This window comes from Aquimarina celericrescens (assembly GCF_042682765.1).
Taxonomy (GTDB): domain Bacteria; phylum Bacteroidota; class Bacteroidia; order Flavobacteriales; family Flavobacteriaceae; genus Aquimarina; species Aquimarina celericrescens.
On sequence record NZ_JBHUHY010000002.1, the window covers coordinates 258192 to 284914 of the forward strand.

Consider the following 26723-nt stretch of genomic DNA (forward strand, 5'->3'; position numbering starts at 1 on the left):
GGTTAAGTTGTTGTTATTATTTAGTTTTGAGACTTTAAATTTAAAAAAATATTAAATTATAGTATTGCCTCTCTGTTACTTAACCTATTTTAATTGAATTTATTATAGACTATTTGGTTTAACCCGGATTATGCATTAAAACTTCGTTATGAAGGTTGAAAACGCAATAAAACCTAGTATTTTACAAGTTTTTGCATAGCAGCGCTCTGGTTAAACTTGAAAATGCAGCGGAGCGCTATGTTTTGAAGCGATTTCAAGCTGTAATACCTGCCTGCCGGCAAAGGCAGGGATTTTTTATGAATAATCCGGGTTTAATCCAGTAATCTAATTCCGTCCTTTTCTATGCTAATTTTTCTTGCTTTATAAAGAGAACCTATTGCTTTTTTAAAGCTTTTTTTACTTAATTGAAAAACTTCTTTGATATCTTCGGGATCAGATTTATCATTCAAATCTATAAAACCACCACTCACTTTCAATTCATTTAGAACTTGCTGAGCATTTGGCTCGATTCCTCTATAACCATGACGTTGCAAGGTAAGATCGATTTTACCATCTGGTCTAACCTTTTTTATAAAACCTTTTAATTGATCGCCTGGAGTAATTTTCTGAAAAATTTCGTCTGAGTATACCAACCCCAGATGTTTTTGATTCACAATCATGTTCCATCCATGAGGAGAAGGGTGGGAAGCTATTAAGTCCACTTCGTCATATGAAGAAAGTAGTACTAACGAATTATCTAGAAATGCATTAGTTTTACTTGACGCTACTAAACGGTTGGTTTCTTCATCAAGATACACATACACCAAATACCAGCTCCCAACTCTCATTTTTGAAGCCTGTTCTTTAAAAGGGACAAAGAGATCTTTCTCTAACCCCCAATCTAAAAAAGCTCCAATGTCTGAAACGCTGGTACATTTCAAATAGGCAAAAGATTTTACAGTAGCATAGGGTTCCAGCGTAGTAGCTACTACCCTTTCTGAACTATCCAAATACACAAAAACCTTTAATTTATCCCCAATTTCAAACTCTTCGGGCACGTATTTATTAGGAAGTAGCACTTCATTCCCGTCATCATCACCAAGATAAAGTCCTGGTTCTCTATCTCTTAATATTTCTAATGTATTATAAACTCCTAACGCAAGCATTCTTTGTAATTTTTGCGCAAAGATACTTCTTTAATATTGAACTCATCTTGACTTTTTGTGTTTAACCGAAAATGAGCTAAAACTTAATCAAATGAGGCACTTTTTGAAAGCCCTAGCAGCGCTAAGGTTAAGAACAAGAACGAAACATTGGTGAATCTTAGTCATTTTTTAGGAAATAGAAAAAGCCAAGATGAGTTCATTCTTTCTTAATTATTTTAAACAAAAAAGGTGTTTTTATGATCAAAACACCTTTCAAAATTTTAAAAATCTTCTTTACTATTTGTAAACAGCTTCTTTTCCAAAGTGCTTCGTTAATAAATAATAAACGACTGCTCTGTATTTATTACGATTTGATTTACCATAAGCATCCATTACTGAAGCAATAGCTTCATCTAATTTTGCTCCATCAGAAAGTCCTAATTTTTTGATTAAGAAATTTTTCTTTACTGTATCCAGCTCGCCTTGATCACTTCCTGATACCGTAGCTGCATCTGCATTATAAATTGAAGGGCCACAGCCTATGGTAACTTTTGTTAAAAGATCCATGTCGGGAGTTTGACCAATTTTATCCTTAATGTCGGCTGCGTACTTAGTTATTAGTTCGTCTCTTTTACTCATAAGATGATAAATGTTTTAGGTTTTTAGTTAATTCTTAATGTTATCCAAATATAGATGAATTATAAATGATTAAATCGTCTATAAAGTATAATAAGAAGTCATTATTAGACGAACTACTTGAAATAATCGATTAAAGTACTATCGTTCTCTTTTCTGGGAGTAAAAATCTCTAGTAATTGGGGTAAGTTATTGTTTTGATACATTACTTGAATGTGTTGAACAACCTCTTCCAAACTATGAGCTGCATGATATTCGAAACCGAACATTTCACATAAATGTATCGCGGATAAATCATGCGTAGTTTCAAAGAAAGTGCTAAAATTGCTACTTTCTTCCTTACCCGGTAAAATTCTAAATATACCTCCTCCATTATTATTGATTATAATAATTTTAAAATTAGAAGGAATATACTCGTTCCATAATCCATTGCTGTCATAAAAGAAGCTTAGATCTCCCGTAATCAGCGTAGTTGGAGTTTTTGAAGCTATTGCAGCACCTATAGCAGTAGAAGTACTACCATCAATACCACTGGTCCCTCTGTTACAAAAAACTTTGAATGATGGATTTAATGAAAATAACTGTGCATAGCGTACCGTAGAGCTATTGCTTAGCTGTATCATCTGCCCACCAGGGATTTTATCAAAAATAGTTTCAAATACTTTAAGATCGCTAAATGAAACTTTGTTAAGATACTCTTGATGTTTTTTTCTTCTTTGGTCTCTTATAGAAATCCAAAAGGACTTATAATCACTATGATTAGATTTTGTATTGGGTAAAAATTCTGAAAAAAATACATTTGGATGTAATTTTATATGTTCGGTAAGACAAAAATAAGTGTCATATGCTTTTTTCTCATCAATGTGCCAATGTGATTGTGGCTGATAATTACGTAGAAAAGCCTTTATTCGTTTTGAAACTACCATACCTCCAATAGTTAATAAAACATCGGGTTGCAAAGCTTTAAATTCATCATCTGTTAAGGACGTAATTAATTGATCAATACAATTAATATGCGATGCATGGTGGATATTTGAAGTAGTTTCTGTAAGGACCAATACCGAAGGATCATCTGCCAAATGCCTAATCCATTTTTGATCAATTATTCCAGGTGAATTTACACCAATTAATACCATCTTTCGTTTTGCCAAATTCCAGACTGATAGCATTTCTGCCTGTAAACCATCTGAAATATGATGTATTGGATATTCTACTGGTATATTTTTTGGTACAATTGTCGGGTTTTCTAACTTGTCATATAAAGGTTCATAAAAAGGCACATTAATGTGAACCGGGCCTTTTTGTTCTATTGATTTATTTAAGGCAAGATTTATTTCTCTTTCATTATGTTTTTGTGCTTCACGTTGTTTTTGACGCACCTTGTCATCCTCTATTTTAGTCTCTGCAACTACTTCAGAATATAGATTGGCAGAGTATAGAATATGATTTTCAAATACATTTTTCTGTCGAATGGTTTGTCCGTCTCCAATATCAATGCGTTCTATGGGACGATCGGCACTTAGTACTACCAAAGGGATATCACTATAAAAAGCTTCTGAAATTGCAGGATAGTAATTTAATAAAGCGCTACCCGAGGTACAGACAAGAGCTACCGGTTTTTTAATTTGCTGCGCAATTCCCAAGGCAAAAAATGCTGCGCACCGCTCATCAACGATACTATAACAATGCATACCAGGATGTTCACTAAAACCAATGGTAAGAGGAGCATTACGCGATCCAGGAGAAATAACAATATGATGAATACCTTTTGCTTCGCATAAGGTAACTATAGTTTGTGCTAAAGGGATTTTGGAATATAATCGTGTTTTCATTCGAATGGCTAAAGTACAATATCGTAATAATTTACCCCAATGTTTTAAAAGTATTTTAAAACAATACCTTTCTCATTGTTTCTGTCTTTTTTACCGTCTCTTCCCATTCTTTCTCTGGTATTGAGTCTTTTGTGATACCGCCACCCACATAAAGAATTGCTGTATTTCCTTTCACCTCCATACAACGAAGATTTACAAACAGGTTTGATTCTATTTCTGCACCATGACTCATATTTAATTCACCAAGAAAGCCTGTATAGAACTTTCGATCATATCCTTCATATTGCCTTATAAATGATTGTGTTTCTTCTTTAGGCAAACCACAAACAGCAGGTGTAGGGTGTAATATTTTAATTATATCTTCTACACCTTGTACTTCAGAATTAAGTGTTCCCTTTATATCTGTTCGTAAGTGTAATAAAGAACCTGCGCGATATGTGTACGCTTTTGAAGCAGTAATGTTACTTAGCACCGGGTCTAGTTTCTTCAAAATGTATTGAGTAACTATTTCTTGTTCGTCTATTTCTTTGCTCCCCCAGGTTACTGGTGTATCTTCTTGGTATGGCTGAGTCCCTGCAAGAGACATTGTGAAAATTTCATTATTCTTACTATGCAGTAATGTCTCTGGAGTGGCGCCTAACCATGCCCCTACTTTAGGATGATACCAATAATACACAAAAGCTGTTGGATAATTATCAAGTAATCTTTGAAACAATAGTAAAGGGTTAAGAAATTCAAATTGAGAGGTTTCTTCTTTGCGAGACAACACTACTTTTTTAAAATTCCCGGATGCAATAGCCTGAATCCCTTTTTCTATAAGTCGTTTGTGAGTTTCTTTATCTTTTAAATTTTCTGAAGAAGTTATTCGATTATGACTTGAATTTTTATCATTTGATTCAAGTTCATCTGAAAGACTAGCCGTTAGTTTCTTACTATGTTCAGAGGGAATAAGAAGTATAGGCTCATTACTATCAAATGGTGCAAAAACAAATCCTGAAATATCATAATCTTCTACCAAATATTTAATGTCATTCTCTTGAAGAAAAACATTTAACTCTAAAGAATCTGACTTCCTGTATACCACAAATGGTAATTGCTCATCTAATTGCTCTTTAATTTTAGCATAAACATCGGATATGCTCATACTATTTGGCTTTGGGAAGTGCGATGGTGGTTAACTTCACTATAGAAATCAAATTATTTTCTTCATCACGAATTTTTATATCCCATAGCTGTGTAGTTCTTCCCTGATGAACAACTTCTGCCCTAGCAAAAACATGTCCTTCCCGAATACTTTTCACATGATTTGCAGAGATTTCTATTCCCCTGATATAAAATTCATTTGCATCAAGAAACATATGCGAAGCTGCACTACCCACACTTTCTGCTAATGCCACCATGGCTCCGCCATGTAATACTCCATCGGGTTGATGCACTCTTGGGTTCACAGGCATTTTTGCAACTAAATAATCTTTCCCTACCTCGCAAAAAGAGATTTCCAGGGTCTCCATTAATGTATTTTTACACATTTCATCACATCTCTTAAGCAATTCTTTTTCTGATAAACTCATGGAATTTTTAAATTTTAAGTAAAAATAAACAATGGCGTTTAAATATTATAACTATATTTAATCATTATTTTAACGAACGTTCAATAAAATATGCCAAAAATAAAAACATCAAAAGAAGAAGTATTGCATAAAATAATTCCGATACTACGGCTTCGTGGCGTTCAAAACAGTAGCATGAGCGAATTGGCAAAAGCATGTGGTATTCAAAAATCTCATTTTTATTACTATTTCAATAATAAAGAAGAATTAATCAAGGAGGTGCTTTCAACTGTTTATAGTTACTTCAATTACAACCTTTTTAAAATCATTGATAGTACCTCCTTACCCTTACAAGAGAAGATTATAAAAATGAAGCAACTCATGAAAAAAATATTCCAGGTTTCAGATGGAGGTTGTATCATGGCTAATACAGCACTGGAAACCATTCATCTTAACCCTATTTACAAGAAAGAAATACAGTTATTTTTTTCAGATTTCATTATAGGGTTACAACGATTGTTAGCACCTAATTACTCTTCTAAAAAATCACTGGAACTTGCAGAACAGATAGTACAGGATATAGAAGGAGGTATTTTATTGGCGCAAGTTTATAATGATCAAAAATATATAAAAAATGCCGTTTCCAGGATGGAAAAAATAATTTTAAAATAATACACCTATGGAATCATACACTATTCACTCTTTTGATGGATTCCCTATCGCTGTTCACGAATTCACACCAAAATCTCCTAATAATAAGACGATCGTTTTTGCTCCAGCCGTTGCGGTACCACAAAAATTTTATTTCCACCTGGCAGAACACTTAGCCCAAAAAGGTTGTAACGTATTCACTTTTGACTATCGCGGTATTGGCAGTTCTATGTCACAAAGTATTCAGTCCTTGAAAGATCATGGTTATTTTTCCTGGGCAGGAGATTTTAAAGAAGTTTCTAGATATGCAAAAGAAGAGTTTCCCAATAACAAACAATATGCAATTGGCCATAGCTACGGAGGTAACAGCTTGGGCTTTAGTGACGTTTATCAATACTATGACAAATATCTTACTATCGCTTCCCAATTTGGATATTATAAACATTTCAAACTGAAAATGCAACTACTAATACTCATCAATTTTGGAATATTCGTACCTGTAACCACATCTATATTAGGATATTATCCTTCTGGGTGGTTTGGTTTAGGCAAACCATTAACCACCAAAGTTGCAAAGGACTGGGCAAAATTTTTACTCCATCCCGATTCGATGTTAAGTTTCACAAAAGAAAGCAACACCACTTTTTATGAAAACATAAAGGAGCCTATGCTTCTGGTAAGTATAGAAGATGATCTTTTTGCACCAAAGAAATCGGTAGATATCCTAGGAAAACGTGTATATAGTAATGCTCTGGTGACCAGAAAGCATTTAAACCCTAGCGATTATAATTTAAAAGAAATTGGTCATTTTGATTTTTTTAGAAAGAAAAATCAAGATATCTTGTGGCCAATTGTCTCTGAATGGTTTGAACTCAATTAAACTCAGCTATCAGACCAAAATTATTAGTTTTTATTGCTCACTTTATGAATATAAAAGAAAAAGAAATCTCTTATCAAACTACTAATACCTACTCAACGTTAAATACACTAACAACAAAAACAAAAAATATTTGGTTGGTTTTTCATGGGATAGGATATTTAAGCCGTTATTTTGTTAGATTGTTTGATAGCCTTAATAAGGAAGATAACTATTTTATCGCTCCACAAGCTCCTTCAAAATATTACAAGGGAAATGACTATAGAAAAGTTGGCTCTAGCTGGTTAACCAAGGAAAATACTCAAGTTGAGACTAAAAATGTATTAAGATATATTGATGCTATTATTGCAAAAGAAAGAATTCCTCAAGATTTAAACTTCATTGTTTTAGGATATTCTCAAGGAGTCAGTATTGCAAGCCGATGGATAGCCAGTCGCAAAATTAATTGCAATGCTCTTGTTATGATATCTGGAGGTTTTCCAAAAGAATTACATAAAGAAGACTTTGATTTCTTACCTAAAAACACAAAAATCATACACATTGTGGGTGAAATGGATCCTTTTTTTGAAATAGAAAAAGTTGAAGCCGAAAAGGAACGGGTGCGAGAGATACTACCTCAAATTGAATTTAGAACACATCCAGGAGGCCATGAATTAAATATAAAAACTTTAACTCATATTATTTAAGTCTTTCTAAAGCGTCTCTGCTGTGAACTGTATCATAAATAATAGTGAGTTTCTTAATTTTATGATTGGTATTAAACTCTATAATGTCCACTACTTTAAATACAACGCGACCACCATCCTTGAGCTCCCAATCATAATCAAAAAGTAACGAAACACGATTTGTGTTGTCTTCAAAAAACAAACCGCCAAATTTCAATTTAGAACTATTGGTATCTTCGGCCAAAGCCTTATAAAAAATTCTGGCTGGTTGTGTCCCATATAATGGAGATTCTACTATTCCGTCTTTGGTAAATAGATCAATTACTTTATTTATCTCTCCTTTTTCAAGATAAAAAAGATATTTTTGAACGATCTCTTTTACACTCATATTGCTGCTAATCATCTAAAGTTTTTTCATGCCCATTTGGGCAAACACCTCTTGTCGCATCGTAAAAACCATCGTCATATACGGCCCAATATTTCCAATGCGCTATGCAATAACACATTTTACATTCCTTACAATAAAAGGGAGCATACTCGTTATCGATTTCTTGAATTTTATGAAAGTCTTTACTCTGATAATATTTTATTAGATGATTACGGATAAGCCTATCAATCCTAAATGTTACATTGCCCAAAAAGCCCTCAATAAAAAGAGAGTATGGTTTTCTTTCTGATAATGTTATTGTAGCACAAGTATTTGCACATAGGCTGCAAGTAACTTCAATTGATTTTTTTCTAAATATCACTTTAAAATAATTAGTTTTGTCTATACTTAATATTTAGAATTCCTTTAAAAAATTTACAAATAACGCTCTTTTATAACTTCTAAATGATGTTTTTGATGACCCGCCAATATGTAGCCTACTGCTCTTACACTTATAGGACTTCCACTAGCTTCTCCTACCTTTAATAACATCTCATCATCAAAACCTTTAAACAAAGTAATCGAACTATTTCTTACCGCTTCAAAATCTTCAATAAGCTCTGTATTGCTGTAATCATTGGCATTAGAATTTGGTACATATGCATCCTGATCAAACCCCATTAACGGAGTTTTATCATTTCGTGCAAATCGCAATGCTCTGTAAGCAAAGATTCGTTCGGTATCAATCAAATGCTGTAATACTTCAGCGATTGTCCATTTTCCTTCAGCATAAGCATAGGTCAATTTTTCCCTTTGAAGTGAATTCATAAAATCAATAAATTCTTTCTTGCTCTTTTGTAATCCTTCAACAATATCGGGATATTCTGCTTTTGAAATGTATGTACGATAATAAGGATTAAACTCCTCTTCTTTTACTTGAGCCAACATATATAATTAATAAAAAATACGATAGAAATTTAGTGATTCCCAACTGCTTCACATATATTCTTAACAGTACTTTATCATTATTACGCAGAATTACGACTTGCATTTATATTGCCAAACAATGAGCGGGTCACCATTTTCTCATAAACATCCAAATCTTTGGCATCTACATTATCAGATCTTTGAATTTCCTGGATTTTCTTGAGGGCGTATTGCTGTATAGTCAATAATGGCAAAACAATATTCTCTCTAATAGCAATAGAAGCCTTTCCTGCTGGTTCGTTTTGCATTAATTCAGAATATCCAGTTAACTTAAATAATAAGCGCTTGGTAAGTAGATATTCGTCATGGATAATATCCCAAAACGCTCCATATTCTTCGTCTTCTTTCATATAAGACGTAAGCTCGAAGAATGACTTGGTAAGACTCATCATACTATTACCTATTAGTGCTCTAAAAAAAGCAGAGTCTTTGTACAATCTTATAACTTTATCAAAGTCTCCACGTTCTTCAAAGTTTTTTAAAGCGGTTCCTACTCCATAAAAACCCGGTACATTTTGTTTTAATTGACTCCAGCTACCTACGAATGGTATGGCTCTCAAATCTCCAAAATCTAAAGTAGCACTTTTACTACGCTTCGAAGGACGGCTACCAATATTTGCTTTCCCGTAGTATTTTAAGGTACTCATATGTTCCAAATATGGAAGAAATTTAGGATGACTCTTAAAATCGACATACGTTTGGTAGCTAATATCAGCAAGCTCCTGCATGGTATTCTTGTTCTCTACAGAAAAAAGATTACTTTCATTATTGGTCAATTCATTCTCTACCCCGGCACCTAGTAATTGCTCGAGATTATATTGGCAGGAATCCAGCGTACCAAAATTAGAACTAATAGTTTGCCCCTGCACGGTTATCTGTATTTCTTCATCTTCTACTGTTGGTCCTAATGAAGCATAAAACTGGTTAGTATTCCCTCCTCCTCTTGCAGGTGGCCCACCTCGACCATCAAAGAATACGACTTTCACATCATATTTTCTGGAAATTTCAGTTAATGCTTCTTTGGCTTTAAAGATTCCCCAATTGGCCATTAAATATCCTCCATCTTTTGTACCATCAGAGAAACCAAGCATAATGGTTTGTTTCATGCCACGGCGTTTTAAATGTGCCATATACACCGGATTACTATATAATGACTCCATTACTTCATGAGAAATCCTTAAATCTGGGACAGTTTCAAATAACGGAATCACATCTACAGTAGGAAGCTCCCAATCACAGAGTCTTATTAAAGCAAATGTTTCCATCACATTGAGCTCACTTCCATTATTACTAATGATATATCTATGAGCAGCACGTTCGCCATTTTTTTCTTGAATTGTTTTTATAGCGTACACAGACTCTAAAGTCGCCCGAGTAATATCTTCTTCAAAGATAGAAGGGTCAAGTTTTCCCGCTACTGTAGATAGAATGTCAATTTGTTCAGACTCTGAAAGCGTTTCATAATCTTTTGGGAAAATATTTAATCCTAGTTTTGTCGTTTTTTTAACAACATCGATTAATACTTTATGGTGTATTCTTGAATCTTGACGGATATCGAGTGTTGCAAAATGAAAACCAAAAACCTTAACCTTATTAATCAAATCCTGAAGTTCTTCAAGGAAGAGAGATTGATGTTCTGCTATTAATTCTTCTCGAATCTCTAACAAGCCTTTCATCAGGCTTTCTACAGATAAGGGTTCTGCCGTCTTGGCATAGTAAAAGTTATCATACAATGCAGCTTCTAATACCCCTATTTTATCCTGAAGATTTCCGAAAGTAATTCTTCTTTTTAGATCACGAATATCACGATAATAGTTGATCAATATTGTTTTACGTAATCTTTTTGCAACTTTTAGAGTAGTTTCAGTGGTCACGAAAGGGTTTCCGTCTCGGTCACCTCCCGGCCAAAATCCTAAATTGATAAGGTCATTATCTAGATCTTCACCCTCAAAAATATTTTGTTGAACGTAATTATAAATCTTGCTTGCCGAATGGTAAAATACATTCTCTAAGTACCAAATCAGGCTTACCGCTTCATCAAACGGAGTGGGTTTTTCTTTCTTAAAAAAAGCGGTTTTACCCAATTGAGCTAGTAATTTTTTTATCTCTGATAAAGCATTGCGCCGTATGGCATCATCAAGATCGTGAATGATTCCCAACACGGTACCCGGATAAAATTGGGTTGGATGCGCTGTTAAAGTAGGTCTAATCTTAAAACGCCTTAAATACTCTTTAAGTTCTTCTAATTGACCTTTTGCTTGTGCTTCTTCCTTTATACTTCTTAAGGTACCGCGACCATCCATATTATTTACGATAGGGAAAGCGGCATCTTCAATCGCATCAAATAATACAACTTGCCGTTCTATATACTGAATGAATCGGAATAGGAGATCATGACGTTCTTTTTGAGATGGATTATCCTGGTATAAAGAGAAGAAGCCCTCTACAATCTCTGTTGGGTTTTTATGCTGTTCATACCCTTTTTCGCATACTTCTTTGAAGAGTGGTAATAATACCCCGGTATTGGTTACCGTATCAAAAGGTAATGTAATAAGTATACTATTGTATATTTGGTATTTCGCCAGAACGTTCTCATTAAAACGTTCGATTTTTGGTTTTCTAGCCATTTTTGTGGTGGTAATTGTGGTTTATGGTTAATTTATAATCAATGACACAGGTATTTTTTATATAAAAAAACCCTTTAAGAACATTTCCTAAAGGGCTCATTAAATATTTTATGGAATACCCTTTACAATTCCTGAAAAATTGAATGCATTAACCGTTTTTTATCGTTGATACTCTCCTCTAAAGAAATCATGGTCTCGGTGCGATAAACACCATCGATATCATCTAATTTGAAAATAATTTCTTTTGCGTGATTTGTATCTTTTGCTCTCACTTTACAGAAAATATTAAATTTTCCGGTAGTAATATGCGCTACGGTCACGTATGGTATTTCATTGATTCTTTGTAAAACAAATTTGGTTTGCGAAGTATTTTGTAGATATATACCTACATACGCGATAAATGAATATCCCAATTTTTTGTAATCTAACGTTAAAGAGGATCCTTCGATAATCCCTGCCTCTTCCATTTTTTTAACACGTACATGTACGGTACCGGCAGAAATCAATAGTTTTTTTGCAATATCCGTAAAAGGCGTACGGGTATTTTCAATCAACATATCCAAAATTTGGTGATCAACTTCGTCTAATTTAAACTTTGCCATAGTAATTCGTATTATTTTTTCCCGATTATTTACATTGCAAAAATAACAGAAAAATAAAGCATTCACACATTTTATTTTATCTTTTTGTCAATTCTATTGAGAATAATTCAGAATCAAGGTAGAATTTTAACATCTCAATCTCTGGAACTATCTCTACTGTAACGATTTCGTTACGTATCGTCCTTTTTTTACCGATAATTTCTCTATGTCCATAAAATTTTCGTAAATCTTCAATTTTAACAATTTTAGGTACGAATTTCACATAATTTTCAATCAATTCTTCAGTATACTGCACGGCTATATCGACACTTTTTCCATCCAAAACTACATCTCTTATAATTACATCATAAAAGCATTTTCTATTTTCGGGAATTAGAAAATAATCTTTATACCCTTGTCCAGTAATTTTATTCTTAGCGATATAATGAATTGCTGTAATTAACGAATAAAAAATATACTCTCTTGTAATTTCACGGTCATAATCATTAGCATAATGACCGGCTTCAAACAAAATTGTCGGAATTCTATTGTACTCTAAAGTATCACCTATGCAATTAATATTAAATCCATCATCATAACGCCCCACTTGCCCTGGAATACATTCTTGAAGTACAGTGTTGATTCTAGCGATAATTTCCATAGCTATTTTGCGACTCATAGTAACTGTTCGTTCAATATCGCCTGCTGGAGACAAAAAGGATACGGTAGCACTTTTATTCGTTTCTCCTGCACTAAAAATAGTCCGTTGTCCATGAAGATTAAATGCATAGTCAGGTTTTATTTGTTTAATTAGATGATGAAGTACCTTACTTTCCTTTTGTGTAAGCTCCTGAGCATCTCGATTAAGATCAACTTTATTATGATTAAGCCTGGTATATGCTTTAGCTCCATCTGGACTAAGTATTGGAATTATAAATAAAGTACACTCTTTCAAGATTTCATTTGTGATATAATTTTTAGAATCGGTAAGTAGGTTTAAAAGGTCAAAAATAGCTTTTGTACTGGTACTTTCATTACCATGCATCTGTGACCAGAATAAAAGCTTCTTTGGACCAGTACCAATTTTTATGAGATGGATAGAAGCATTATTTTCTGAGACTCCGATTTGATCTATTTCAATTTTCGCAGATAGCAAATCAAGTAGAGGAGCAATATGATCTCCATGAATATAACGCCCAGATAAAGATGATTCTTTATAGTTGGCGAACCAATTTTTTAGCGTAGTAATGTTCATAAATTAGCATGATAAAGCTACGAAATTACCATAGTTTATTGAGTAATCATAGTAATTGAAAAGATTATTTACATCTGTAAACTCTTTAATAGTTTACAATTGTAATTTACCTTTATTTACATTTGTAAACAACTAAAGTTTTAATTTTTGTATATAAATGTAAACAGCACAAAACTTCAAGTTTCCAAATGTATTCTAGTTATTAACAATTATTTAAATAGATGCATGCTATTTATTTAAATAACTATATATCAGAGTTATAAGTTTAATTATATAAAGTTTTGTTTTAACACATAATTAGTGGTGTTTACAATTGTAAAACGGTTTTGTCATAGAATTTGTTTACCTTTGTAACCAATATGAATACTCTAACTCGTTTACAATGGTAAACAATAAAGATTTTGGTAAAAGAATCCAAAAAATTATGGATTATTATGCTGTATCTGCCTCATCCTTTGCTGATTACATGGGTGTAGGCCGTTCATCTATTTCGCATATACTTTCGGGTAGAAATAAACCCAGTCTCGACTTTGTAATGAAGATTGTAGACGCATATACAGATGTAGATCTGGAATGGTTATTATACGGTAAAGGCACATTTCCAAGATCTAAAAATACGATTCAAGAAAAAACAGACGTACAAGAAATTGAAGCTATTTCAAAAGCAACTTCTACTCCTACTATTTCGTCCGAACAAGATCTATTTTCACAATCAGCAACACGTGAAAAAGAAATAGTCGAACAATCAATTTCTTCTGTAGAAAAGATTTCGCAAGTTCATTCTTCAGAACACGCTATTGATCGTATCGTCATTTTTTATTCAGATGGCACTTTCAATTCGTATGAAATGAAAAAATCTTAACAACTTTTTTATGTGTCGTTATCAAATTTCTGGAAATAAATCTATTTTCGTTTTTCAGTTAAACTATTATATGAAGAGAATTGCTTTTATACTCCTGTGTATCTTACTACTTTCTGGTTGCTATCAGCCAGAAAGAAACTGTACTGATTTTCACATGGGTACTTTCGAATTTGAAACCTTACTTAATGGCGAGTTAGTTAAAACAACTTTTATTCGAAACGATTCTATTGAGGTTGATTATTTCCAGGGAAAAACAGACACATCTAGTGTCCGATGGATTAATGATTGTGAATATATCGTACAGAAACTACACCCAAATAGCATGGCCGAAGAGAAAGCTATTCACATGAAAATCTTATCGACCAACAACGATACGTATACTTTTGAGTATGCGCTGGTAGGCTCATCAAATAAACAGCGCGGAACCGCGAAAAAAATAAAATAATGTTCGAAATATTTGCATCTCTGTCTAGATGCTTTACCATTCGTTTTTGATCTTAATCAGATGTATTTTAAATACTGAAATCATTTACTTTTATTGTAAATATTTGATAATCATTATTTTATAATAAATAATTGACACTTATACTTTAATACAATAAATTATTTGTTCGACATGTATAATCGAAATTAATTATAGCAATATTCGTTAAAAACTAATCGGATTTTCATTGTAATATTGTATAGTTCAAAAGTGAATTATGCCTAAACACTCAAATGATTCTTATTTTAACAGAATTTCAAAAGCCATATCCTTTATAGAGGAAAACCTCAAAAGTGAACTTACTTTAGATAGTATTGCACAGCAAGCTTATTATTCTAAATATCATTTTAGTCGAGTCTTTACCGCAATAACAGGCGAAACTGTTGGAGACTATGTGAGAAAAAGAAGGGTTTCTGAATCTGCTCATGAATTAATTCTCACTAAACAGCCCATCATAGAAATTGCTGAGCGGTATCAATTTGATTCTCAACAGTCATACACCCGTGCTTTTACATCTGTTTTTGAAATTAGTCCGGCAAAATATAGAAAGAAAGGACACCGACTTGTTCCTTTTGATCGTTATACTTTATCACCCAGCGATTTTGATCGTTTACAAAAGGACTTTACAACCGCGACACCCCATATTATTAATGCCCAAGAAAGAAAATTAGTAGGTTTAAAAATTGAAACCAGTCTTTCTAATGACACAACAACCGCAATGTGGCAGGAGTTTATGCCCAGAAGACATGAAATCAAAAATAATAGAGATACCGGATATTACTCGGTGCAAGTTCATAATGATACTATTACGCTTGATACTTTTACAGAAGATATTCTGTTCGAAAAATGGGCAGCGATAGAAGTTCCAGATTTTGACCATATTCCTAATGGGATGTCTTCATATAGTCTATCAGAAGGGAAATATGCAGTCTTTATGCATAAAGGTCCTGTAAGTACATTTCAAAAAACAATGGACTATATTCTTAGGTTATGGTTACCCAACTCTGATTATGAACTAGACACAAGAGATATATTTACGGTCATGGGAGAAAAATATCATGGCCCCTTTCATCCAAAGTCTGAGGAAGAGGTATGGATTCCTATTAAATGATTTTGTCATTTTATAAGTGATCCTGAATTAAGACATTAGTAATGTTGGTTCTTATATAATTTAAAATTGAGTTACTTATTTCAATACCTTTGGATATTCGTAAGCTTTACTAAAACAAAATTAAATTGAAAAACCATCTTATTCTTATTATTCTTCTCTTATTTTGGGTAGTCTGCCATGCCCAAAAGCCTTATAAGCGGTCACTCTTCCTTATGGGAAGTGATTTTGAGATTACGGTAGTCGCAAAAAACAGCACCCAAGCTAATCAATATATAGATCTGGCTGTTAAAGAGATAACCCGGATTGAAAAACTCATTTCCTCCTGGGATCAAAATTCTCAAACTTCACAAATAAATAGAAACGCAGGCATCCAACCTGTAAAAGTTGATCAGGAATTGTTTGATCTTGTTAACCGTTCTATTAGCATTTCAAATCTCACCGATGGAGCATTTGATATTAGTTATGCATCGATGGACAACATCTGGAAATTTGATGGAAGCATGACAAATTTCCCGTCAAAAGAAGCGATAAAAGCTTCTGTTGCCAAAGTTGGATATCAAAACATAGTATTAGACAAAAAAAACACTACCGTATTCTTAAAAGTCCCGGGAATGAAAATTGGTTTTGGAGCCATAGGCAAGGGCTATGCCGCCGATAAAGCAAAAGCCCTATTGATACAAAAAAATGTAAATGCAGGCATTATTAATGCCTCGGGAGACATGAATGCGTGGGGTAAACAGCCCAATGGTGAAGCATGGAAAGTAGCCATTACTAATCCTATGAACAAGACAAAAGCTTTTGGTTTACTCCCAATACATGAGGGAGCAGTAGTCACTTCAGGAAATTATGAAAAGTATGTATCTTTTAATGGTAAGAGATACTCACATATTATCGATCCCAGAACAGGATACCCCTCTAGCGGAATCATAAGCACCACCGTTTTTGCTGCGAAAGCAGAACTTGCAGATGCTCTCGCTACATCAATTTTTGTTATGGGTAAAGATGCAGGACTTGATAGAATTAATCAATTACCAAAAATTGAATGTATTATTATTGACGATCAGGGAGATATTTACACTTCAGATCATATAGAAATAGAGAAAATGTAGTTCAAGAAAGTTCTTATCAATTTAATGCTGTTTTTTTTATTTTTTTATCCCGAAATTCGCAGAAGAATTCTAAACCAAAACCATGAATCTGGAAAAACAACTATATGCTCGTAGTGGATCAGTATGTGAATTATCAGGAGAAACTGAAAACCTAAAAGCTTATGAGGTTCCAAAATCACCAGTAACAGGCGTAGGTGCCCACATTCTTATTTCGCAAGTTTGTCTTGAACAAATAAAAAATCCTGAGAAAACAGATCCAAATCACTGGCGTTGTCTTAATGACAGTATGTGGAGTGAAGTACCTGCTGTACAGGTAATGGCTTGGAGAATGCTTAATCGTTTACGGGCTGAGGGCTGGCCACAGGATTTGCTCGATATGCTGTATTTAGATGAAGAAACAATGGCCTGGGCAGAAGCCACAGGAGAAGGTCAAGCAAATGAAGATACAGTCAAACATTTTGATTCTAATGGCACCGTCCTACACGCGGGAGATAATGTCGTACTCATCAAAGATCTGAATGTAAAAGGAGCTAATTTTACAGCAAAAAGAGGAGTGGCCGTAAGAAATATCTCTTTAGTGCACGACAATCCAGAACACATTGAAGGCAGAGTAAATGGACAACATATCGTAATTCTTACCAAATTTGTAAAAAAGTCTTGATTATAAAGTCAGAAAATTAACCAATCCAAAAATGATATAGCTGTTAAGCCGCTAAAATACCTAACGGATTTTATGTTTTATAATGTAAGTATCAAAATAAACTAGCTTGCTCTCCATCTCCGGTATTTTCATCATCTTTATCTCCAGAAGGTTTAGCAGAGACATTCTCCTCTTCTATCACTTCTATTTCCTCTGTAGCAGGCGGTTCTGGTTCTTCATAAGGTAACGAATCCAGCAAGTTAATTTGTTTTACTTTGTGAGTAGTTAGCTGATTTCCAAGAGCTTTAATTCCCTTTATAGTAATAAATTCCTCTAGGCTTACTTCTTCATTTGGGCGTTGATCTTTACCACGAAGTTTATTAAAAACTATCTCTACTACTGGTCTATAATCTGTTGAAACAACTTCTAAGAATGATTTTGGATGTTCTGAAATGAATACTTCTTCCTTTTCAGGATTTTCTATAAGAAATCGTTTTACATAATATCGCTCTTTTTCACCATCCCAATAGATTGCCGAAATTGGTTTTTTAGGCTTCCATTTCTCTAAAACGATCATATCAGTATTAAAATGTAACGTCATCTCAGGAATAATGGTTTTCGCAACTCCCTTTTGATCAATAATCAGTAAACGATCCTCTCCTCTAAAATCACCTAGCAACTCTCCTCTACCATCCACGTTAAGACGTTGCACTGTATCATCAAACCATATTTTGCGAGGTTTTAAGGTAGAAACTCCCTGTTCCTTCAATTCTACTCGTTTAATATTATACTTGGTCACTATATTACCTTTAACTCCGCGTCCTTTTATCATCAAATCGGAGAAATCCAGGTCAAATTTGAGTTTCTTAATGCTTCCCGCCTGACGTAAGAAAATAGTCACTACCTCTGCCTCTCCATTCGGATTGGCAGAAAAATATGCCACTTTAGAGCCTTTCTTTCCTTGAGTAAGATCATACTCCTTGTCTCTCGTAACGCCTGTAACTGCGAAGCGCTTTACATACGATGCTCCTCCTCTGCCATCCTGATAAATCATATTGTAGATCGTACGCTTATCTTTTTTCTTAAAGACCGCTACATGAATGATATTTTTACCTATAAAGGTCTTAGAATCTACTTTGGTGATCATTAATTTACCCTCTGAAGTAAAACAAATAATGTCATCTATATCAGAACAATCGGTAACATACTCGTCTTTTCGTAATGAAGTACCAACAAATCCTTCTTCCCGATTTACATAAAGCTTTGTATTGCGTATCACTACCTTGGTAGCCTCTATATCGTCAAAAATCTTAATCGCTGTTTTACGCTCTTTACCTTTACCATAAGTAGTTTTCAATCTCTTGAAATAATCTATAGCAAACGCTATAAGATGTTCCAGGTTATGTTTTACTTTAGTAATATCTTCTTCTAACGCTTCAATTTTTTGTTGCGCTTTATCGATATCGAATTTTGAAATTCGTTTAATTCGAATTTCTGTTAGTCTTACAATATCTTCTTCGGTAACAGCACGTTTTAGGTGTTTGATATGAGGTTGTAGTCCCTTATCAATAGCTTCGATAACACCTTCCCAGGTTTCTACCTCTTCAATATCACGATAGATACGATTTTCGATAAAAATTCTTTCCAACGATGCAAAATGCCATTGTTCCTGAAGCTCATCTAACTGAATCTCGAGCTCTCGTTTTAACAATTCTAGGGTCTTATCTGTCGAACGACGAAGCATCTCTGAAACCCCAATGAAATTGGGCTTATTTTCTTCAATCACACATCCTAATGGCGAGATAGACACTTCACAATTCGTAAATGCATAAAGCGCATCAATTGTTTTATCTGGTGAAATACCAGACGGAAGATGTACTAATATTTCTACTTCGGCAGCAGTATTGTCTTCTATCTTTTTGATTTTGATTTTACCCTTGTCATTTGCCTTAAGAACAGAATCTATTAACGTAGTGGTAGTGGTTGAAAATGGAATCTCTGTAATCACCAGTGTATTTTTGTCTAACTGCGATATTTTGGCACGTACTCGTACTTTCCCACCTCGGTTACCATCGTTATAATTGGTAAAGTCAGCAATACCAGATGTCGGAAAATCAGGTAAAATAGTAAATCGTTTTCCTTGCAGATGTTTAATTGAAGCATCTATAAGCTCAATAAAATTATGCGGAAGAATTTTTGTACTTAATCCTACTGCAATTCCTTCTGCTCCTTGTGCTAATAGTAATGGAAATTTAACAGGAAGATTAATCGGTTCTTTTTTACGACCATCATAGGACAATTGCCATTCGGTTACCTTAGGATTATATACAACGTCTAGTGCAAATTTAGAAAGACGCGCTTCTATATATCGAGATGCTGCTGCTCTATCACCTGTAAGGATATTCCCCCAGTTTCCCTGCATATCGATTAGTAGTTCCTTTTGACCGACTTGTACCATAGCGTCCGATATACTGGCATCACCATGAGGGTGATACTGCATGGTGTGCCCCACAATATTGGCAACTTTGTTATATCGACCATCATCTAAATCTTTCATAGAATGAAGAATACGCCGTTGTACTGGTTTTAACCCGTCTTCAATAGCGGGTACGGCTCGCTCCAGGATTACATACGATGCATAATCCAGAAACCAGTCCTTGTACATTCCCGTAACTTTGGTGATCACTTCTTGTGGTTGGTGATCTGCGGGAATTGATTCGTCATGTAGTTCTTCGTTTTCGTTTTCGTTTTCCAAATCCATATATAATTATTGGGGCTATTTTATCAATTTCAAAGTTGCAGAGTTACAAATTCTCCAAAGCAACCTCAATCAAAGAATTTAATCCTTCCTTAGAATTCATAGATCGCGATTCTTTATACTTCTTCCTCTACAGTATCCAATTCAACTTTTAGATTATCGATAATAAATTCTTGTCGTTGCGGAGTATTTTTTCCCATATAAAAAGACAATAACTCTTCGATAGACTTTTCTTTATCCAGCATTACTGGATCCAATCTAATATCATCACCAATAAAGTGTACAAATTCGTCTGGAGAAATCTCACCTAAACCTTTAAATCGAGTGATTTCAGGTTTGCCAGATAATTTGGTAATCGCATCTCTTCTTTCTTGTTCAGAATAACAATAAATAGTCTCTCTTTTATTTCTTACCCTAAAAAGTGGTGTTTGTAAGATATATAAATGTCCTTCTTTGATCACTTCAGGAAAGAACTGTAAAAAGAAGGTGATTAACAAAAGTCTAATGTGCATCCCATCGACATCGGCATCGGTCGCGATCACAATATTATTATAACGCAAATCTTCAAGGGATTCTTCGATATTCAATGCTGCTTGTAAAAGATTAAATTCTTCATTCTCATAAACAATCTTTTTACTCATATTATAGCTGTTCAATGGCTTACCACGTAAGCTAAAAACAGCCTGGGTATTTACATCACGAGATTTGGTAATCGACCCACTTGCAGAATCACCCTCGGTAATAAACAGCGTACTCTCAAGATTACGATCCTTTTTACTATCGGTAAGATGAACACGGCAATCTCTAAGTTTTTTATTATGTAAACTAGCTTTTTTGGCACGTTCGCGTGCCAGTTTGCGAATTCCAGATAGATCCTTACGTTCACGTTCTGCCTGCAGGATTTTACGTTGTAAGCTTTCCGCAGTATTGACATTTTTATGTAAGAAGTTATCCAAATTTGTTTTTACAAAGTCATTGATGTAGGTTCTCACCGTAGGTAATCCACCTCCCATATCAGTAGATCCCAGTTTCGTTTTGGTCTGACTCTCAAAAACAGGTTCCATCACCTTTATGCTTATCGCCGACACGATTGATTTTCTAATATCACTAGCTTCATAGTTTTTACCATAAAATTCTCGTATGGTTTTCACTACGGCTTCTCGAAAAGCAGCCTGGTGTGTCCCTCCTTGTGTAGTGTGCTGCCCGTTTACAAAAGAATGATACTCTTCGCTATATTGTGTTTTGCTATGGGTGATGGCTACTTCTATATCATTACCTTTAAGATGAATAATATCGTACAATCTATCATCTTCGTTGATAGTATCGGAAAGTAAATCCTTTAATCCGTTTTCTGAAAAATATTTCTCTCCATTAAAAATTATGGTTAAACCCGGATTAAGGTACACATAGTTCTTAAGCATCTTGGCCACATACTCTGTGCGATATTTGTAGTGTTTAAAAATCGAATCATCGGGCACAAAGGTTACTTTGGTACCACGTCTACGAGTTGTTTCTTCTAAAGAATCCTGATTGGTTAGGTTTCCTTGTTCAAAGTCTGCAGCTGCCGATTTACCGTCACGCGTAGATTCAACACGAAAATATGTAGATAGCGCGTTAACTGCCTTAGTACCTACACCGTTAAGTCCTACCGATTTCTTGAAAGCACGGGAGTCATACTTACCACCGGTATTCATTTTGGATACTACATCTACAACTTTCCCTAGTGGAATGCCACGACCATAGTCTCGCACCACCACTTTATCGCCTTGGATGGAGATCTCGATGGTTTTACCAGCTCCCATTACATACTCATCGATCGAATTGTCGAGTACTTCTTTTAGCAAAATATAAATCCCATCATCTGCAGATGATCCATCGCCTAACTTACCAATATACATCCCTGGTCGCATACGAATATGCTCCTTCCAGTCTAGGGATCGTATATTATCTTCGGTATATTTGGTTTCCTTGCTCATAAAATTTTTGGGTAGAATGCTTGCTAATATAAGGTATCAGGTACAGAATTAAAACAAGCTTCCTACAAAGTAATTAACAAATCTATAACGACTTTTGTTGATTATTTGGTATACAATACTTTATAAAGTATTTGATCTAAAACTGCCTTTATTTTTTAATATAGTATAATATCACATATCATGCAAACCGCCTTAATAATAAGTTTTTGAGCTCTAGTAAGGTGTTTAGATAGTAACTGTGATAAATTTGAATCAAATACGAACAGACTTAAGCAACGAAATGGCAACAATGATTATAATTAAGTGTGACGAGGCGCGTAAGAAAAAATTAAACATAAACCAACTTGATTTCTCTGCAAAATAGTCTTAAGGTGGATACTATCCCAAAAATCATAGCCAGACCTTTGTCGTTAAAGATGATCCGTCCTGAAATATGAATGCTACTAAAAACCTCAGAAATAATAAGTTTTTAAAACGATTTAATAATAATACTGTTAACACAAAAGAAGATTACTATAAATATCAAAAATCTTTTATGAAAGAAGAACTTGATGAAGAAACTGTATTACAAGTTTACATCAAGAATTTTGATTCTATATTATCTAATATAAATTTTCCTGTTTTGGCTTTGTTTGGCGAAAATGATATGAATGTTGACTGGAAGAAAACCAAACCTTTATACGAAAAGACACTAAGCAGAAATACAGATTTGACCGTCAAATCATTGCCGAACCGTAATCACAATTTATATCCATGCAAAACAGGAGGTTTTTATGAGTTTCAAAATAATGACATGCCTAGGACAAGATGTGTTGGATTCTTAAATGCGATAACCGATTGGTTAAATAAAATAAGCCACATCCAAATATCGAATAATACCAAAAATTTCTTAGTCTAGGATAAATATCATAATAATTAATTTCCTTTTTTTTACCTTTAATGATTATCCTAAAAAATAAATTATACTACTCTATGTTCACACTCGAAGATCTGGCGCATATCAAAAAAAGAAAACAATTAATTCATATTGCAGATCAAAAAAACATTGATATTTCTAAGATCCAAAGAAGCTTAAGATATGAAGATGAGCTTCGAGCCTTACAAGCAGAACTTGTAAATCTACAGCAATGGGTTGCCAAAAAGAAGCTTAGGGTGGCTATTCTTTTCGAAGGAAGAGATGCCGCTGGTAAAGGGGGGTCTATTAAACGGTTCACCGAGCACCTAAATCCCAGATCGATGCGTATTGTAGCACTTTCTAAACCAACAGAAGAAGAACAAGGACAGTGGTATTTTAGGAGATACATAAAAGAATTACCTAATCCGGGTGAAATAGTGTTTTTTGATCGCAGTTGGTACAACCGGGCAGTCGTAGAGCCCGTTATGGGTTTTTGCACAAAAAGACAGTACAATAAGTTTATGGTTCAGGTTCCGGGGTTTGAACACATGTTATATGAAGACGGAGCAATTGTAATCAAATTCTGGTTTTCGATATCAAAAGAAGAACAGAAAAAGAGATTTGATTCCCGAATGCAAAATCCATTAAAAAAATGGAAATTTAGTCCGGTAGACATGAAAGGTCAGCATCTATGGAATAAATACACCAAATACAAAGAACAAATGTTCTCTAAAACCCATACTACTTTTAGTCCCTGGATTATTGTTAAAACAAATGATAAAAAAACAGCTCGCTTGGAAAGTATCAGATATGTACTCTCTATGTTTGATTATATAGGTAAATCAAAAGCTAAAACTACGCTGTTACCAGATCCAAATGTTATAGTAAGATACCACCGACACATAGAACAAATAGACATATAATATGACAACAGCCAAAAAAAAAGAAATCCTGAACATAAGCGACGAAGATTTACAAATATTAAACTCACCCATTGGGCTTAGGTATCTATTTAATGATAAAAAGACAGATGTTTCTAAAGCTTTAAGAATGGCAAAATATGAACTAGAGTTAAGAGAGCTACAAATAGAACTTATAAAGCTTCAAAACTGGTACATACAAAACAACAAAAAAATTGTCATTCTTTACGAAGGTCGTGATGCTGCAGGAAAAGGAGGCGCTATAAGAAGACTTACAGCACATCTTAATCCAAGACATTTTCGTAAAGTAGCCTTACCGAAACCTACTAGCGAAGAACAAGGCCAGTGGTATTTTCAGCGGTATGTGAACCAATTGCCAAAGCCTGGTGAAATGGTTCTTTTTGACCGCAGTTGGTACAATCGTGCTGTTGTAGAACCCGTAAATGGATTTTGTACAGAACAACAATATCGTACGTTTATGGGGCAGGTAAATGAATTTGAAAGAATGATTCTGGAATCAAATACTCATTTGATCAAGTTATATTTCTCTATCACAAAAGAAGAGCAAGAACTACGGTTTAATGATATCAAAACTAGCCCTCTTAAAAAATGGAAAATGACTCCTGTTGATGAACGTGCGCAAGAACTCTGGGATGAGTATACAAAGTATAAAGTCAAAATGTTTGAGCATACGAATACAGAACTTTCGCCATGGATCGTCATTGAAGCAGATCGAAAAACCAAAGCCCGAATTGAAGCTATACAATATATTCTCAATACTATTCCCTACAGATAATTGATTTTTCAAACAAAAGCTTAACCTTTAAGCCAGGCATTTCTCAATTCCAACTGCTTTGTAGTAGGATTTTCGACTGTTGTGAGTTTTTTCCCTGTTGTATAAGACTTTGTAACTTTAGTTTTTATCACCACATCCTCTCCGTCTCTATTTAACTTAATTTCTAAGTTATCACCTTCCTCCCATTCTAGAGTAGTACCAAGAACCTTATTTACATTTTGAATGGTTACTTTAGTACCGTTAAGCTCAATAACATCGTCATTAGGTTTCACTCCGTTATCCGCCCAAAAGCTATTATCTTCGACCTGCTCGGTAAAAAATATGGTACCTGCAGCCATATTTCCTGCAAAAATCAATTCCCTTCCATTCTGGACATAGTTTGTTTCTATTTTCTGTGTTTTGATCTCTAATCCTACTTTATTAAAAAACTCTTGATAGTTGATTGGAGTACTCCCTTCAACATGGGTCTTCAAGAATTCTCCCACAGAAGGATATGTCATCTCTGTAATTTCTGCTATGATTTTATCATCATCGAAAGGTTTATTTTCACCATACTTAAGAGATAATTCTTTCATCAAAGACAAAATCCCTCTATTTCCATCACTTGCCTCACGCATCAAAATATCAATACACATACCTATCAATGCTCCTTTTTCGTAAACGTTAGCATAGTTAGGCGCATAGGGTTTGTCTAAAATATTTTCGCTCATCTCTGTAAAACTCATCGCATCATCATATGCTGTAGCGTTTTCGATTTTAGCTTGTATCTTAAGGAAAAATTCTTGCTCATCTATCAATCCCTGATTAATCTGGAAAAGCGTTGCGAAATATTCTGTCACTCCTTCATACATCCACAAATGCTTAGAAAATGTTGGAGCATTATAGTCAAAGTAATGCACATCTTCAGAATGTACACTAAGCGGAGTAACTATATGAAAAAATTCGTGAGATACCACATCGATCATTGCTGAAGCTAATGCATCATCAGGAATCTGTTCTGGCAGTACTACAACTGTAGAAGTATGATGTTCTAGAGCCCCAAATCCAGAGGGGGAATTTTGTTCACCAGAAGCTAAATATAAGTAGATATCATATCTAGGAGTACTATTAATATCACCAAGATATGCTTTTTGTGCTTTCATCATTTTAAATACAGTTTCTTTAATTTTTGAAGCTGTATGTACTTTATTAGGAGAATAAACACTTAATACAATCTTTATATCTCCGACTTGAAATTCTTCGATATCCAGATTACCATACATCATGGGATTATCTGTAATTTCAAAATAGCGAGTCGCAAAATATTTATCAGTTGTATTTGATCCATCTTCGCTGACCTCAGAACCTGTTTTTTGCAAAGCAGAAGTTCTTTTCATTGCAGTAGGCGCCTTAATTTCTAACGAATATTGATTATTTTTCAAAACATCAAAATAACCTATAAAGCCGTGAAGATTGAGCACGAAATTATCAGGCTCTATGTTGGTGCCTGAAGGAGAAAAAGGAGCGCCAATCGTTACATTTTCAATATCGTAGGTATCATTTACTTTATACTCAATTTTATCGAGTTGCTTTGCATTGGCTATTAACCATGTATTGTCATCGAGACTTTCTGTATTGATTTCATTTCCTTCATAATCAAAAGCCTTAAAATCATCCACATATTTTCCAAAATTGCTGACTGAATAAGTCCCCTGAACCACTTTTGGCAGATAATATTTTACTGTGTCTTGTACAAATCGTCCAGGATTAATGGTAACAGGTACTTTATCATCTGCTGTTTGGGTTAAATCCATAACTGTTGCTACAGGAACATTGGTCGAAATATCATTTGAAGGATTCTGTACTCCACATCCTACCAACAATAAACCAATAGAAATCCTGGCTAATGTATTTTTCATTTGATCTAAATCTATATTTACTTATGCTAAACTCTAAAAAGAAACGTGTGTTACAATTTCGTTACGCAAAATATGCATTTTGTATAGACTTTGGCTTACTTTTAGCACTTTTTAATTATAAA

24 protein-coding genes are annotated in these 26723 nt (G+C 34.2%); 11 read left to right on the forward strand and 13 right to left on the reverse strand.

Features of this window, described 5'->3' with window-relative positions:
- Nucleotides 1-311: 311 nt before the first annotated feature.
- From ACFSJT_RS01160 to ACFSJT_RS01180, 5 genes are all read right to left on the reverse strand, one after another.
- Nucleotides 312-1145 carry a CvfB family protein gene (locus ACFSJT_RS01160; RefSeq protein WP_378318348.1) on the reverse strand — a complete coding sequence of 278 codons (834 nt, stop codon included), beginning with the start codon at nucleotides 1143-1145 and terminating at the stop codon, nucleotides 312-314.
- A gap of 276 nt (nucleotides 1146-1421) precedes the next feature.
- Nucleotides 1422-1763 (reverse strand): DUF2853 family protein, encoded by a 342-nt coding sequence (locus ACFSJT_RS01165; protein ID WP_378318349.1) that lies wholly within the window; start codon nucleotides 1761-1763, stop codon nucleotides 1422-1424.
- Between the two features lie 113 nt (nucleotides 1764-1876).
- Nucleotides 1877-3592: a 2-succinyl-5-enolpyruvyl-6-hydroxy-3-cyclohexene-1-carboxylic-acid synthase gene (menD, locus tag ACFSJT_RS01170; RefSeq protein WP_378318350.1), complete on the reverse strand. Its 1716-nt coding sequence runs from the start codon at nucleotides 3590-3592 to the stop codon at nucleotides 1877-1879.
- 55 nt (nucleotides 3593-3647) lie between these two features.
- Complete coding sequence (locus tag ACFSJT_RS01175; protein ID WP_378318351.1) at nucleotides 3648-4736, reverse strand: isochorismate synthase; 1089 nt, start codon at nucleotides 4734-4736, stop codon at nucleotides 3648-3650.
- A gap of 1 nt (nucleotide 4737) precedes the next feature.
- The gene (locus ACFSJT_RS01180) at nucleotides 4738-5163 is read right to left on the reverse strand and encodes a PaaI family thioesterase (protein WP_378318352.1); all 426 of its coding nucleotides are present in this window, start codon (nucleotides 5161-5163) and stop codon (nucleotides 4738-4740) included.
- Between the two features lie 90 nt (nucleotides 5164-5253).
- Between ACFSJT_RS01180 and ACFSJT_RS01185 the strand changes: the two genes are divergently transcribed.
- Genes ACFSJT_RS01185 through ACFSJT_RS01195 form a run of 3 tightly spaced genes read left to right on the forward strand, consistent with a single transcriptional unit; the run spans nucleotide 5254 to nucleotide 7356 of the window.
- A complete protein-coding gene (locus ACFSJT_RS01185) occupies nucleotides 5254-5814 on the forward strand; it encodes a TetR/AcrR family transcriptional regulator (RefSeq protein ID WP_378318353.1) in 561 nt (186 codons plus the stop codon).
- Nucleotides 5815-5821: 7 nt separating this feature from the next.
- Nucleotides 5822-6673, forward strand: a complete 852-nt coding sequence (locus ACFSJT_RS01190) for an alpha/beta hydrolase family protein (RefSeq protein ID WP_378318354.1) — start codon at nucleotides 5822-5824, stop codon at nucleotides 6671-6673.
- 44 nt (nucleotides 6674-6717) lie between these two features.
- Entirely contained in the window at nucleotides 6718-7356 is a 639-nt protein-coding gene (locus tag ACFSJT_RS01195; protein ID WP_378318355.1) for an alpha/beta hydrolase, read from the forward strand.
- On the opposite strand, the gene ACFSJT_RS01200 is transcribed toward ACFSJT_RS01195, so the two are convergent.
- The 5 genes from ACFSJT_RS01200 to ACFSJT_RS01220 all read right to left on the reverse strand — a co-directional run bounded on the left by ACFSJT_RS01200 (nucleotide 7349) and on the right by ACFSJT_RS01220 (nucleotide 13152).
- A complete protein-coding gene (locus ACFSJT_RS01200; RefSeq protein ID WP_378318356.1) occupies nucleotides 7349-7738 on the reverse strand; it encodes a nuclear transport factor 2 family protein in 390 nt (129 codons plus the stop codon). The genes ACFSJT_RS01195 and ACFSJT_RS01200 overlap by 8 nt on opposite strands.
- A gap of 399 nt (nucleotides 7739-8137) precedes the next feature.
- On the reverse strand, nucleotides 8138-8650 hold the full coding sequence (locus ACFSJT_RS01205; protein ID WP_378318357.1) for a DinB family protein: 513 nt from the start codon (nucleotides 8648-8650) through the stop codon (nucleotides 8138-8140).
- 80 nt (nucleotides 8651-8730) lie between these two features.
- Nucleotides 8731-11316: a phosphoenolpyruvate carboxylase gene (locus ACFSJT_RS01210; protein ID WP_378318358.1), complete on the reverse strand. Its 2586-nt coding sequence runs from the start codon at nucleotides 11314-11316 to the stop codon at nucleotides 8731-8733.
- Between the two features lie 122 nt (nucleotides 11317-11438).
- The gene (locus ACFSJT_RS01215; protein ID WP_210196926.1) at nucleotides 11439-11918 is read right to left on the reverse strand and encodes an Lrp/AsnC family transcriptional regulator; all 480 of its coding nucleotides are present in this window, start codon (nucleotides 11916-11918) and stop codon (nucleotides 11439-11441) included.
- A 76-nt stretch (nucleotides 11919-11994) separates the two neighbouring features.
- Nucleotides 11995-13152 carry a M14 family zinc carboxypeptidase gene (locus ACFSJT_RS01220; protein ID WP_378318359.1) on the reverse strand — a complete coding sequence of 386 codons (1158 nt, stop codon included), beginning with the start codon at nucleotides 13150-13152 and terminating at the stop codon, nucleotides 11995-11997.
- 382 nt (nucleotides 13153-13534) lie between these two features.
- Between ACFSJT_RS01220 and ACFSJT_RS01225 the strand changes: the two genes are divergently transcribed.
- From ACFSJT_RS01225 to ACFSJT_RS01245, 5 genes are all read left to right on the forward strand, one after another.
- A complete protein-coding gene (locus ACFSJT_RS01225; RefSeq protein WP_378318360.1) occupies nucleotides 13535-14014 on the forward strand; it encodes a helix-turn-helix domain-containing protein in 480 nt (159 codons plus the stop codon).
- A gap of 70 nt (nucleotides 14015-14084) precedes the next feature.
- On the forward strand, nucleotides 14085-14459 hold the full coding sequence (locus tag ACFSJT_RS01230) for a DNA topoisomerase IV (RefSeq protein WP_378318361.1): 375 nt from the start codon (nucleotides 14085-14087) through the stop codon (nucleotides 14457-14459).
- A 256-nt stretch (nucleotides 14460-14715) separates the two neighbouring features.
- Nucleotides 14716-15609 carry a GyrI-like domain-containing protein gene (locus ACFSJT_RS01235; protein WP_378318362.1) on the forward strand — a complete coding sequence of 298 codons (894 nt, stop codon included), beginning with the start codon at nucleotides 14716-14718 and terminating at the stop codon, nucleotides 15607-15609.
- A 125-nt stretch (nucleotides 15610-15734) separates the two neighbouring features.
- The gene (locus ACFSJT_RS01240) at nucleotides 15735-16718 is read left to right on the forward strand and encodes an FAD:protein FMN transferase (RefSeq protein ID WP_378318363.1); all 984 of its coding nucleotides are present in this window, start codon (nucleotides 15735-15737) and stop codon (nucleotides 16716-16718) included.
- 82 nt (nucleotides 16719-16800) lie between these two features.
- Nucleotides 16801-17379: a PhnA domain-containing protein gene (locus ACFSJT_RS01245; protein ID WP_378318364.1), complete on the forward strand. Its 579-nt coding sequence runs from the start codon at nucleotides 16801-16803 to the stop codon at nucleotides 17377-17379.
- A gap of 91 nt (nucleotides 17380-17470) precedes the next feature.
- Here the strand turns inward: ACFSJT_RS01245 and ACFSJT_RS01250 are convergent, their stop codons facing one another.
- Nucleotides 17471-20119 (reverse strand): DNA gyrase/topoisomerase IV subunit A, encoded by a 2649-nt coding sequence (locus tag ACFSJT_RS01250; protein ID WP_378318365.1) that lies wholly within the window; start codon nucleotides 20117-20119, stop codon nucleotides 17471-17473.
- 113 nt (nucleotides 20120-20232) lie between these two features.
- Complete coding sequence (locus tag ACFSJT_RS01255) at nucleotides 20233-22092, reverse strand: DNA topoisomerase IV subunit B (protein WP_378318366.1); 1860 nt, start codon at nucleotides 22090-22092, stop codon at nucleotides 20233-20235.
- A 433-nt stretch (nucleotides 22093-22525) separates the two neighbouring features.
- On the opposite strand from ACFSJT_RS01255, the gene ACFSJT_RS01260 reads away from it, so the two are divergent.
- From ACFSJT_RS01260 to ppk2 (ACFSJT_RS01270), 3 genes are all read left to right on the forward strand, one after another.
- Nucleotides 22526-22990, forward strand: coding sequence for an alpha/beta hydrolase family protein (locus ACFSJT_RS01260; RefSeq protein ID WP_378318367.1), 465 nt, complete (start codon nucleotides 22526-22528; stop codon nucleotides 22988-22990).
- Between the two features lie 74 nt (nucleotides 22991-23064).
- Complete coding sequence (gene ppk2, locus ACFSJT_RS01265) at nucleotides 23065-23910, forward strand: polyphosphate kinase 2 (protein WP_378318368.1); 846 nt, start codon at nucleotides 23065-23067, stop codon at nucleotides 23908-23910.
- Nucleotide 23911: 1 nt separating this feature from the next.
- A complete protein-coding gene (ppk2, locus tag ACFSJT_RS01270) occupies nucleotides 23912-24703 on the forward strand; it encodes a polyphosphate kinase 2 (protein WP_378318369.1) in 792 nt (263 codons plus the stop codon).
- A 20-nt stretch (nucleotides 24704-24723) separates the two neighbouring features.
- Here the strand turns inward: ppk2 (ACFSJT_RS01270) and ACFSJT_RS01275 are convergent, their stop codons facing one another.
- Nucleotides 24724-26601, reverse strand: a complete 1878-nt coding sequence (locus tag ACFSJT_RS01275) for a M61 family metallopeptidase (protein WP_378318370.1) — start codon at nucleotides 26599-26601, stop codon at nucleotides 24724-24726.
- Between the last annotated feature and the right edge of the window lie 122 nt (nucleotides 26602-26723).